This is a genomic window from Bacillus sp. AY3-1, from assembly GCF_008368785.1.
Classification (GTDB): Bacteria; Bacillota; Bacilli; order Bacillales; family Bacillaceae_G; genus Bacillus_A; species Bacillus_A wiedmannii.
The window spans coordinates 76,285-88,569 of the sequence record NZ_QORZ01000025.1 but is presented as its reverse complement, the minus strand read 5'-3'; the positions used below and the strand labels follow the sequence as shown (position 1 = coordinate 88,569).

Below are 12,285 nucleotides of genomic sequence, written 5' to 3'. Positions count from 1 at the left end.
AAATATTAACATCAAATAAAATAATATATTTATCTATAAATAAAAGGAGGGAATACTATGCAAACTTCAGCTCCACCTCATCTAGAATCTACAAAAACTATCTTTTCAAGCTCTATTACAAAACTTGTTGTTTTTATTTGTTGGCTAGCCATTCTAGCTGATGGATATGATTTAGGTATTTACGGTGCCGTTCTGCCAAAGCTCCTAGAAGACAAAAGCTGGGCACTTTCACCGGCACACGCTGGTACAATTGCTAGCTATGCTTTATTTGGGATGTTTATTGGCGCTATTCTAGTTGGAACCATTACAGATCTAATTGGACGAAAATGGACGCTTATATGCTGTTTAGCACTTTTCTCCATCACAATGGGCCTTGCTGCACTTGCTCCTTCCCCTGAATTATTTGGTTTATCTCGATTTATCGGAGGAATCGGATTAGGCGGTGTTATTCCAACAGCTTCAGCACTTACTGTTGAATATTCACCAAAAAAGCGACAATCTTTTATTTATGCTCTTATGTTTACTGGCTATCCTTTAGGTATCGTGTTAGGTGCTATTTTGTCTATGTTTATGTTAGAAGATTTCGGATGGAGAATTATGTTTGGCATCGGAATGATTCCACTACTCCTCATTCCTTTCATCATTCGTTATTTACCTGAATCCATTCAATTTTTGTTATCACGTAATCGACAAGAAGAAGTGGAACAAATCCTTAATCGTTTTCAAATTGAATTCAATGCAAAACAGGAAACTCGTCAAGCCCCACCTAATATACGAAAGAAAAATGGATTTCTTACGTTATTCTCAAAAGAGTACATAAAAGCGACGCTGCTTTTTTGGATTACTTATATAATGGGAATGTTTTTAATATACGGTTTAAACACTTGGTTACCGCAGATGATGCGCCAAGCAGGTTACCCTCTTGGATCTAGTCTATCATTTTTACTTATGCTAAATATTACTGCCGCTATCGGTGCATTATTTGCTGGAGCAATCGCGGATCGTATAGGGGCTAAAATTGTTATTAGCATCTCCTATCTTATGGCAGCTATATGTATTGGACTATTAACAATTAAACCATCTGTTACAATCATTTATCTTTTAATCGGCCTTGCTGGAATTGGATCAGTCGGTATTACTCAAATATTAAATGCATATGTAATACAATACTTCCCATCCCATATCCGAGCTACCTCCTTAGGCTGGGGACTTGGACTTGGCCGAGTTGGTGCGATTGCTGGTCCTATTCTTGTCGGTATTATTATGACAATGCAATATGACTTAGCATGGAATTTTTACTTATTCTCATTCGCGGGTCTTCTTGCAGCTATATCTGTTTTCTTTATTCCTACAAAATAAAAAAAAAGCACAAACTCTCACTTGTGCTCTTTTTCGTATACTTCAAACAACATATCTCGAAACAATGTATTTAAACTCTCAATATCGATTCCTGATCCCTTTTCAATTCCTTTTACATATTGCTGATAGTAATGAATTTGTTCTTCTAAAAATTGATTCAACACCTCAATTTTTAATCCAACATCTAATTCAGTACCTGCCTTTTTCTTTATTAACAACTGTTCAATTTCATTTAATACGCTACGTTCTAACGATAATTCTGTAATCAATCGATCGAATTCTACAGGTGGTAAAGTTGTTTTCTCCTCTAGCCACTTACAAGCTAAAATAGGACGCAATACATAAAAGTATTTTTTCAATTTTACGTTCTCACCTTGCAAAAATTCACGATAATTTTTTGAAGCCATATGTAAGTAATGATATATCGTTGCTTTTGGATCAAAGTGCTTATCACTCATTTGCTGAAGCTGTTCTGGAAAATGAGAGTTTTTCGAATAGAAAATCGGTGATCGAATCCATTCGAGTAAAGCTGGGTTTGACTTTGCGAATAACTGTAATGCCTTTTTAATATCCCATCCGCTTATATCTAAATCATCACTAATCGGATACTCAATTACATCTCGTTTATCATGAATTGATAAATACCACTCTACCGGATGCATATAGACAAATCTAACATCATAATCACTATCTTTCGATGGAAATCCCCAAGCACGACTCCCTGATTCCACTGCAAATAAAATTTTCACATCATTCTCTTGTTCAATTCTTGCTAACTCCACTCTAATTTTCTCTCTCATTTCATACCCTCTCCATTTTTTGATTATTTCCTTGGAAATTCGACAAATATACTGCTAATTTTACTACATACTAAAATAGCTGTCAGAAAATTCCCGACAGCCTACTAAAATCCTTTATTTTTTACTTGTTCTTTTCTGTTACACTAACCGCAATTCGTTCAAACTCTTTTTGAATCTCCTCTTTATATGCATCTACTTTTGAAAAATCCATAGCAGCAATATATATTCGTTCTAATTTATCACGAACTGATTTCGCTTTCGCTAGGAAAGACATCGCCTCATTCATTTTTGCTTTATATTGAATCGACACGTCACGAATTTCTGTCGCATACTTCTCATCTGTCCCTGGTGTCACAATCAAGGCATACATATCTATAATTTCATCACCTTCGCGGCTCGGAAAATATTCATGTGGTGCGGTACTATCAAAAATTGCAAACCCTAATTCTCTTACGATAACCATATCAAGACTATTTGGATCAAATCCACAATGATATACTTCAACTTCAAATCCTTTTTCTTTTGCTGCCTTAGCTAATTTTTTAAGCATTGTTGATTTCCCAGATCCTGGGCGTCCTTTTATAAAATAACGATGTGGTAATCCCTCTGTTAAATTAGGAACAAAATCAACTGCTCCTTTCGGTGTAGCTGCCCCTAAAAACCGATGTTTCACAAGCGATTGTTTCCCGCCTTTATCTGTAAATAACTTCTGAATCAGCTGATCGGTTAGTTCATTTGCTTTATTAAAATCAATATTATTAATATATATTTTCTCCCACTCATCATGTATAACTAGTGCCTCGTTAAAACATGCGTAAGCAGTTTGAAAAGCCTTGCTTGCTTCTGAAACAAATCGTTCAATTTCCACCTTCTGCTTTCTTAATTTATTTGAGTCCCAAGCAACCCCTAAATTAATATACTCCTCGACAACTCCTGGCATTTTCGGCTCAATAACATGCGGTGATGTTCCATCAACAATTCCTACTTTTAACTTCGGGATAATTACACCATCAACCGATTTATTATCAGAAGAACAGTGTAAAAATTCAATATCATATCCTTTTTCAACCCACTCACGACCTATTGCTTTGATTAAAGAAGATTTCCCGGTTCCAGGACCACCCTTTAAAATAAATAACCTGTTTAGCCCTTTTAAATTCTCGTCGTATAAATTATGAAATCCTCTAGCTGTATTTCCACCAGCGTAATAATTCAATACATTCCCTGTCACTGCACTCACTCCTTCGCAGCATTCTATTTACATAAGCTACAATATGCGAGCAACTTTATTTGGGTGAATACCTATTTTGTATTGCACGAAAAAAGGAAATGAATTACAATTTAAAAGTAGTGAATATTCAGAAACAAAAACTTAATATGTCTTTATCAAGAGAGGCAGAGGGACCGGCCCTTTGACGCCCAGCAACCTCAGTTTATACAAACTGAATAGGTGCTAATTCCTGCAAAATGCATTGCATTTTGAAAGATAAAACGTAACTATTGTGTACAAAACTCATCTTTCTTGATTATGAAAGGTGAGTTTTTTTATTTCAAAACATATATTGGAGGTATTTAAAATGAAAGTAATTGACCTATCACAAACATTTGAAAACAATATGTCCCAATTCCCTGGAACACCAAAAATCAATTTAGGAGCCATTACAAGCGTTGAAGAGACAGGCTATCAAGTTACAGATTTTCATTCTGTCGTTCATGTTGGCACGCATTGTGATGCTCCTGCTCATTTCATTTCAGGCGCAACGACTATTGATCAATTACCCCTAGATCAATTTGTAGGCGAAGCTGTTCTTATTGATGTAACTCATGTACAAGAACGAAAACTACCTAAAGAAGTATTACACAGCGCTGACATAAAAGAAGGTGATATTGTCATTTTCCATTCCAATCTATCTACGAAATGGAATACAGAAGCATATGAGAAAGAAGCTTTTTATCTTTCTGAAGAATTAGCTGAAGAACTAGTTCAATTAAAAGTAAAATCTGTCGGTTTAGATTTCATTTCTCCTGATGAGGTAACGACAGAAACATCGCCAATTCATCACATACTACTTGGGAATAATATTTATTTAATCGAAAACTTAACAAACTTAGATGCCATTAACACGAAACGTTTCTTTTTCTCAGCGGCACCTTTAAAAATTAAAGATAGCGACGGTGCTTTCGCAAGGGCATTCGCTGTAATTTTTTAAACAAACTATACAAAAAAGCAAAGATCATCACTGACCTTTGCTTCTATTTTTTTTATTTAAACTAAGAAAGAATTGCTCGACACGAGGACGTAACCAAGCTAAATAATCTTTCTCTTTCTTCTTTGTACAAGCTATTTCTTCCCCATCTACCATTCCGACAAGCTCTAGCTCTAACAGTTGCCTCGTAAATGCTAACATATTTATTTCTTCGTCTGGATACTCTTCTTTTAATTTCTCCTCAATTTCCCCCAATAAAAAACCGTCACGCATCATTGCCAATGCATCAATCCAAAGTGGCGGCATTTCATATTTTTCTCCTGTAATTGTATCTTTTACAATATAATTCTTTTGCTCTTTTCGAAATTGAATCGTGTGTAAACATACAGTCGAATTTAATGTTAATTCCATCATACCACCTCTTTCATAATATCTGCATAGAAAAAAGGATGCGCGTGCACCCCTTCTTGCTCTAACACTACCGAACCGTTACATGAATAACAAATCTCATGTCGATATTTTCCTCCATTATAAACGAAGTATTTTATAAAAAAAACCCTTCTTGAAACATTTTATAAAATGTTTATATTTACACAACAAGAACACTTTTCTGAAAAATATTTTTCTCTAGCACATTATACTGTCGTTAAAAAAATCTCTACTTTCGTTCCAATTCCTACGCTACTTTGAATTGCGATACTTCCTTGATGCTCCTCAATGATTTTATATGTAATCATTAACCCCAGTCCCGTACCATTCTCCTTTGTTTTGTAAAACGCTTTATCGATTTTCCCTAACAAATCCGTTAATTTTTTTAAATACTTTTAAAGCTTCTCTTTCCTCATATATCAAGCTTTTAAATTTGTTCATATAAATACTCCTCATACTCAATACAAAAACTCTACATATTATCTCCTTAAATTATAAGTATGAAATTGCTTTCAGGGTAAGATGTAACCTTATCATACGAAAAGGAAGGAGACCTCCCCTTCCTTTTCGCTATAACTTATATCCACCTTACCCTATCATGTAGCAGACCATCCGAAAAATTATTATGTCCTATTATAAAATTATTCATATATAAATTTAGATAGTCGCCGTACTTACTTTCTGTATTTAATAATAATTCCTCGACATAGTAAGCACCTTGTCCAAAGTGGTCTAAAAGTAAACTGCACAAGCCTGCATAAATCCCGCACCCTACTTGAAAGTAAGTTGCATTCGTTTTATATTTATGAAAAACTTGGCTACTATTCATTACATTGTACATATACGTCTCGCTATTTTCATAAACGAGTAGTACACCAACCAGATCCTCCCCGGCGATTTCTTCTTCCGCTGGATTAAATACTTTACGATTCCAATTCCATAAATCTTCTACTCGATCTAAGTTCTGTCTAATTACATTGGTCGTATACTCATTAATTCGGTAAAGAAAACCCACTTCCATGTTGAAATTTTTTCCTAAAATTAAAACTTCCTCATGTGGCATTAAACAACCATAAAACTCTTTCTCTCCTAACTTTACTTTATACTCTGAAGCATATACATCTTCATAAAAATAAAGGGGACGATGATGACTCATATACATCGGATAACTCCATATCGCTTCATCTAGAAATCGCTCTACTGCCCATGAAGCATAAAGTGTATGAGGCTTTATCAGTGCTGTATCATTCAAAAATGACGTATCATGTTCTACTATATAGCATGCTCTTGGCTTCTCCTGTGGACGTTCCTTCATAAGTTCAACGACCATCCATTGAACAACACCTGGATTCATACCTGAGCCTATAATTGCTTTTGTATTTGTAAATTTCTCTTTCTCCTTCTCAAACCTCGTATATCTTTCCGTAAGCTGAAAGCCGATTAAACTATCGTCCTGATCTACTGCCTCATTTTCCAAAGCTGAATTAATATAAAAAATTCCAAGTTCATTACAACAGCTTAAGACTCTGATCGTATCTGCACCCGAAACATCAATAACAACACCCGTACTTTTTTCTTTCAAATGTTGTTTGAATTTCACTACATCTTGAAGGTCGATTTCATATAAAAACAATTGATCTTTCAAATTTGGAAACAACTCACCATAATAAGCCCTATCTTTTTGTTTTATATCAACCAAATGAAATGTAACATTCTTTATCGCTTCATAAATCGGGTCTTTTTCATTTGCTATCGCTTGATTTAAAATTGCTAAAACTGCTTTTGCTGCTCCACCAGCACTACCAAGTAATGTAATCGATAACGAATTTGGAAACTGCTCCACAAACAAAACCCCTTTAATATATTAGTTGAGCAGTTCTCCCACAAAAAAATAAATTGAATATATAAAAAATGGCTCGTACATATTTTTTATAATTTTGCACAAGATTTCCTCTTCAAAGGTCACACTAACACATTTATATTCAATTCATTTTCCCTCTCATATTCAAATCGAGCTAAACAAATAGGCTCGACCTTTTCTTCTGCATATAAAAGAAAAAGCCAGCCCTTTCAACTAGATTACGGACAATGGACAGATTTCACATGTTGAATATTCACATACATTTTTGCATCACGTGCTTTTAATATTTCAATATGCCCTTCATCAATCTTTGCCATCTTTCCGATTTTATTAGATTCCTCACCTAAATCGAACACCATGATTTTGCCGGACATTTTAATAAGCTGTTCTTCAAATGTTCTAGCTAACGTAATATTTAATGGATTCACGGGGAGTTCATTTTTATTGAGGGCGTACGGGACTTGATTTTCTTTATACGGAATTAACCATTTCAAATGCTTTAAAGATATATATACTGTTTTGTAAACTGGACTATAAAAAACAATATAATCGTTCATTACACTTGTAACATAACCATGTATTGGAGCATTTCCTGCTACATAAACCTCTGTAAAAATCCCTTTAGAAGTGCTTAATACTTTTCTCAAAGAAATAGAAGGCGATTCCCTCTTAATTACAGAATCAACATCTGGTTTTGATATTTCCTCATCATATGGTCTTAAAAATTTATAATATTGTACATGGTATAAAGATATATATACGTAGTCTTGTCCATTGTAAAGAACAACAATATCATTTCCTACGTCTATTAATACACCTTTAAATCTTTTTTCACCGATTAGTTTAACATATATATTTTCTCCAATACTTTTGTTTAACTCATTCATCTATATCCTCCTTCCTATAAATTTTTTGCTTTCCTATTCTCCATTCCAAAAAATAATCAGGGGCAATGTTCCGTCTTAAGAGTAAGGACTTCCTTTTCATACTATCCGAAATAAGAAATCGTTCTTCACCTTCAACCATAATGCCCCTCTTATTTATCAAACATTATTCTTCTTCATTCTTTTTACATTTCACTACTTGGCTCACACTCTTAATATGAGACTTAATTACATAAATAACTTCATCGCCGTTTACTAGTGTAATACAGTCATGGTGTACCTCACTTAACAAACCTTCTACACATTCTGGACCGCCACGATTAATCTTTACCCACTTATACTTCAAGTCTTTTAATATATCCAAAAAAGTATCCTCATCAGAGCAGAAACATGAGCTATAGCAATCGCCACATTTACTTTCTTTCACTTTCTTAACTAGACTCTTCACATGCTTTAGTTGGTAATATACTAATTCACCAAGAGGAAGTTGTAATGTAAGGTAATCTCTTCCTAACGATACAAGTACCCCCACTCGACTCTCTGGTCCACGAAGATTTACTTTTACAGTCTCACCGACTAAACACTTAATTTGCTCACAGCATAATACGCTCTCCAATTTCGTATCCCCCTTTCTTATTATCTTCCTCTACTTGATTGTCTTTGTGCACGAGCGCGACCTGAATTATTACTACTACTTTCCTTACTACTATCGTCGCTCTCATCGCTCTCTCCGCATGCTAATGCATTATAGTTAACGCTTTTAATATGCTTTAGTGCAACTAATATAATTTCTTCTTTTACGATCAATGTCACGAAATCACACGAAACATCTTGTAAGATGCCTTCTACTTTCTCTGGACCACCGCGATTAATTTTCACCCAGCAATATTTGAAGCTTTGAAGTAGTGCTTCAAAGTCTTCTGCACATGCGCAATCTTCCCAATCGCAATCACTTGATCCACAGTCTTTCGCATTTTTTGTAATACTTTTTAGATGACTAAGTTGATAGTAATAAAGCTCGCCTTTTTCATTCTGCAATACGAAGTAGTCCGGACATACTGATATTATTGTTCCTTTTTGAGATTCTGGACCACCCCTGTTTACTCTCACATAAGATCCAATTAAGTCTTTCAAAAAATCACAATGAAATAAACTCACGAGAAAACCCCTTCCATTAATTTATAAGCTTTTGCACTGATAGTATATGTATCTGTACAGGTTACGTTCTCTATGTTTGTCCTAGCTAGAAAAAAATATGCTTTTAACATGGTAGACTACTACCTATCAAAATTCGAAGAAATGCTAAACGCTCCTTAGGCTTTTGATATCTTTAAACAAAAAATCCCGTATGAATATACATTTCTGCATATCTTCATACGGGATCTCCCATAGTTTAATCTTCGTCTTTAACATCCATATCTTCTGGAATTGGTTCGTTCAATATATCTTCCACTAATTGCTTATATTTCTCCATTTGTTCTAAATGTGTATTGAATTGTTCTTTATTTAATAAATATTGCTCTCCATCAAATAGTGCACGAATTTTCTTTTGCTGAATTAGCTCTTCAATATACGACTTTGGTAAATTCAAATACTCCGCAGCTTCTTCTACTGTTATATACAACGCGTTCATTCCTTTATTATTTTTTTCATATATACTGTATCTTACTTTATTTTTGTAAACAAATAAAAAAGATTTTGTAAATGCAATTTAAAAAGAAGGTGGATGCATTCCATATATTGTATAATAATATAGTAAGGATTTTTTAAATATAGAATGGTATTACCCATTTACACAAAGGAGAGTTAACATATGGCTACTCGTCACATCATTACAATGTTAGAAAAAACATTACAATTTGAAACAGAAAACACAATTTCTCATTTAACTACATCTTTATCTGATCGTATTCTTTCTCAAAGCGCAGCAATACATGAAAACAATTGTTACCATACAATTGGGGAATGGTACAAAAATCATTTTTTATTCCAACAAGATGATTTCCTTTGGGCTAAATACGCTTTCTATGACGCATATTGTGAAGCTATAAAGGAACAAGGACATCTTACAAAACGCGTCCGTCAAATATTAGAATCATTAGCTCGAATGCATGGAAAACAGTACATTGCTTCTATATTAAATATGCCATTTCCTAACGAACGAGCTAAAGGGACAGCATAATGTAATACTGTTCTGCGGCAGCAAAACATAGATTCATTGTTTTCTAGGAAGATTTACAAATAAAACGTTCATATCACATGAACTGATGAAACCGGTGTCATTACAATGATTGAAAATATAGTAAACAGGAAAACCCCCATTTACCTCTCTCGTCACTCGAAAAGAGAAGTAAATGGGGGTTACTTGTTTCTTTATCCTGCTATATTAGTGCGTAGCCATAATCAGCGGAGAATGGCCCCACTAATTACAGTTTCACTTTATTATTTCATCATCTGCTTGATCAATTCACGATTTCTCTTCTTAAATACTTCATTATGCGAAGAAACCATTCCGTACTCACTTGCATCAGGTTGAATAAATTGTTTCGCTTTATTTACAGCATTTCCAGCATCTTGGAATGCTCCCGCAATTAAGTGTAATTTCCCTTCGTGCTTTAAAATATCTCCCGCAGCATATAATCCATCTACAGAGGACTCACTATTCGCATTACCTGCAATATAATAATTATCTATAATTGCAACGTCTAACTCACTATTTTCTAATAACGTAATGTCACGTTCATATCCATGGTTAATAATCACTTCATCAATAGGTAAATGTGAAATTTCACTTGTTTCATGATTCGTTAATTCTACATATTCGATCGCTTCATGATTATCACCAGCAATGAGTTTTGTAATCGATGTATTAAAGAAACACTCCGCCGAGCTGTTCAGCAGTTGTTTTACTTGTGCTTCATGACCAGATAATTCTTCTTTTCTATATGTTACATAGACTTTTTTCGCAATTGGTTCTAATTCATTTGCCCAATCAACAGCAGAATTTCCTCCGCCGGAAATAATGACCGTCTTACCTTTGAAACGCTTTAAAGATTTCACTGTATAATTTAAATTAGATACTTCAAATCGCTCAGCACCTTCAATTGATAACTTTTGAGGTTTCAATATACCACTTCCAGTTGCGACGATAACTGTTTTTGAAAAATGTTCTTCTCCAGTGCTTGCTTTTAACGTAAAAGTGCCATCTTCGTTACGAATAATCGATTCTACTTTTGTACTTAATACCACTTCTGGCTTAAATGTTAGCCCTTGCTGTACAAGTTGTTCAATTAATTTATCACCTGTAACTGGCAGCAGCCCTCCTACATCCCAAATCATCTTCTCTGGATAAACATGTATTTTTCCACCTAACTGTGGTTGAAATTCTATTATTTTCGTTTTCATCTCTCTGAGTCCACTATAAAAAGCTGAATAAAGCCCTGCAGGTCCTCCGCCTATCACAGTTACATCAAACAATTCTTCTTGATTCATTCGTGTCACTCCTCAGCTACTATTCATTGATTATCATTCTCAATAAAATATAACCTGTTTCCGCAAAATTTACAATCAAAATTACTATTGACAATACATCTATATAAAATTATATTATTTAAAGAATCAATAGTGATAATCATTATCATTTTGTTAATAATTAGCAAATTTGAGATTACATCTTCTTTCACTAATATGGTTAATACTATATTGTAAAATCTCATATTCAAGATTTTTAATAAGCATTTTGTATTACCACTACTCTTTCAAACAGATTGCAGTTAAACAAATTGTTATATACACATATCATCTATGTTAAAGGAGAAAAACAATGAAAAAGTTATTTATTTCACTAACAGTTCTTTTCGTTCTTGTTATGAGCGCTTGTAGCAATGGCTCTACAGACAAAAAGAACGATGCAAAAGGTAGTAAATCAGAAACAATTACATACCAATCTGAAAATGGTAAAGTAGAAGTTCCTGCAAATCCAAAACGTGTTGTTGTTTTATCATCATTCGCTGGTAACGTAATGTCATTAGATGTAAATCTTGTTGGGGTAGATTCATGGTCTAAACAAAACCCACGCTTTGATAGCAAACTGAAAGATGTTGCTGAAGTATCAGATGAAAACGTTGAAAAAATCGCTGAACTAAATCCAGATTTAATCATTGGTTTATCAAATATTAAAAATGTCGATAAGTTAAAGAAAATCGCTCCTACTGTAACATACACTTACGGAAAAGTTGATTACTTAACACAGCATTTAGAAATCGGTAAGTTATTAAACAAAGAAAAAGAAGCAAAAACTTGGGTTGATGACTTCAAGAAACGTGCACAAGACGCTGGTAAAGAAATTAAAGCAAAAATTGGTGAAGATACAACAGTTTCTGTTGTAGAAAACTTCAACAAACAGCTTTATGTATACGGCGAAAACTGGGGCCGTGGAACAGAAATTCTGTACCAAGAAATGAAATTAAAAATGCCTGAAAAAGTAAAAGAAAAAGCATTAAAAGAAGGTTACTACGCATTATCTACTGAAGTATTACCTGAGTTTGCTGGTGATTACTTAATCGTAAGTAAAAACAAAGATACTGATAACTCATTCCAAGAGACAGAATCATATAAAAACATCCCAGCAGTAAAAAATAATCGCGTATACGAAGCAAACATGATGGAATTCTATTTCAATGATCCACTTACATTAGACTTCCAACTAGACTTCTTCAAGAAGAACTTTCTTGGTAAATAATACA

General features: G+C 34.0%; 13 protein-coding genes, 1 pseudogene and 1 riboswitch. Of the genes and pseudogenes, 4 read left to right on the top strand and 10 right to left on the bottom strand.

What is annotated here, in order from left to right:
* Positions 1–57: 57 nt before the first annotated feature.
* A complete protein-coding gene (locus tag DN389_RS23775; protein WP_149237680.1) occupies positions 58–1,359 on the top strand; it encodes an MFS transporter in 1,302 nt (433 codons plus the stop codon).
* A 17-nt stretch (positions 1,360–1,376) separates the two neighbouring features.
* On the opposite strand, the gene DN389_RS23770 is transcribed toward DN389_RS23775, so the two are convergent.
* Positions 1,377–2,159, bottom strand: a complete 783-nt coding sequence (locus DN389_RS23770) for a nucleotidyltransferase domain-containing protein (RefSeq protein WP_001208302.1) — start codon at positions 2,157–2,159, stop codon at positions 1,377–1,379.
* A gap of 121 nt (positions 2,160–2,280) precedes the next feature.
* On the bottom strand, positions 2,281–3,390 hold the full coding sequence (locus DN389_RS23765) for a PRK06851 family protein (protein ID WP_149237679.1): 1,110 nt from the start codon (positions 3,388–3,390) through the stop codon (positions 2,281–2,283).
* Positions 3,391–3,539: 149 nt separating this feature from the next.
* A riboswitch (SAM riboswitch) is annotated at positions 3,540–3,652 on the top strand.
* A gap of 84 nt (positions 3,653–3,736) precedes the next feature.
* Between DN389_RS23765 and DN389_RS23760 the strand changes: the two genes are divergently transcribed.
* Entirely contained in the window at positions 3,737–4,369 is a 633-nt protein-coding gene (locus tag DN389_RS23760) for a cyclase family protein (protein ID WP_149237678.1), read from the top strand.
* Between the two features lie 27 nt (positions 4,370–4,396).
* On the opposite strand, the gene DN389_RS23755 is transcribed toward DN389_RS23760, so the two are convergent.
* The 7 genes and pseudogenes from DN389_RS23755 to DN389_RS23720 all read right to left on the bottom strand — a co-directional run bounded on the left by DN389_RS23755 (position 4,397) and on the right by DN389_RS23720 (position 9,173).
* Positions 4,397–4,777: a hypothetical protein gene (locus DN389_RS23755; protein ID WP_000424111.1), complete on the bottom strand. Its 381-nt coding sequence runs from the start codon at positions 4,775–4,777 to the stop codon at positions 4,397–4,399.
* 224 nt (positions 4,778–5,001) lie between these two features.
* Positions 5,002–5,157 (bottom strand): annotated as a pseudogene (locus DN389_RS23750) (ATP-binding protein); the annotation flags it as partial.
* Positions 5,158–5,372: 215 nt separating this feature from the next.
* Positions 5,373–6,638, bottom strand: a complete 1,266-nt coding sequence (locus DN389_RS23740) for an S-adenosylmethionine decarboxylase related protein (protein WP_149237677.1) — start codon at positions 6,636–6,638, stop codon at positions 5,373–5,375.
* Positions 6,639–6,874: 236 nt separating this feature from the next.
* Positions 6,875–7,543: an LSm family protein gene (locus tag DN389_RS23735; protein WP_001004279.1), complete on the bottom strand. Its 669-nt coding sequence runs from the start codon at positions 7,541–7,543 to the stop codon at positions 6,875–6,877.
* A gap of 163 nt (positions 7,544–7,706) precedes the next feature.
* Positions 7,707–8,156, bottom strand: coding sequence for a hypothetical protein (locus tag DN389_RS23730; protein WP_060486893.1), 450 nt, complete (start codon positions 8,154–8,156; stop codon positions 7,707–7,709).
* Positions 8,157–8,176: 20 nt separating this feature from the next.
* Positions 8,177–8,698, bottom strand: coding sequence for a hypothetical protein (locus DN389_RS23725; protein WP_000051542.1), 522 nt, complete (start codon positions 8,696–8,698; stop codon positions 8,177–8,179).
* A 235-nt stretch (positions 8,699–8,933) separates the two neighbouring features.
* Complete coding sequence (locus DN389_RS23720; protein WP_002006755.1) at positions 8,934–9,173, bottom strand: helix-turn-helix domain-containing protein; 240 nt, start codon at positions 9,171–9,173, stop codon at positions 8,934–8,936.
* Between the two features lie 180 nt (positions 9,174–9,353).
* On the opposite strand from DN389_RS23720, the gene DN389_RS23715 reads away from it, so the two are divergent.
* Positions 9,354–9,722, top strand: a complete 369-nt coding sequence (locus tag DN389_RS23715; protein WP_046953739.1) for a hypothetical protein — start codon at positions 9,354–9,356, stop codon at positions 9,720–9,722.
* 260 nt (positions 9,723–9,982) lie between these two features.
* Here DN389_RS23715 and DN389_RS23705 read toward each other — a convergent pair whose 3' ends face one another.
* Positions 9,983–11,032, bottom strand: coding sequence for an NAD(P)/FAD-dependent oxidoreductase (locus DN389_RS23705; RefSeq protein ID WP_046958876.1), 1,050 nt, complete (start codon positions 11,030–11,032; stop codon positions 9,983–9,985).
* 331 nt (positions 11,033–11,363) lie between these two features.
* Here DN389_RS23705 and DN389_RS23695 point away from each other — a divergent pair, with 331 nt between their 5' ends.
* Entirely contained in the window at positions 11,364–12,281 is a 918-nt protein-coding gene (locus DN389_RS23695) for an iron-hydroxamate ABC transporter substrate-binding protein (RefSeq protein WP_149237676.1), read from the top strand.
* The last annotated feature ends 4 nt before the right edge of the window (positions 12,282–12,285 follow it).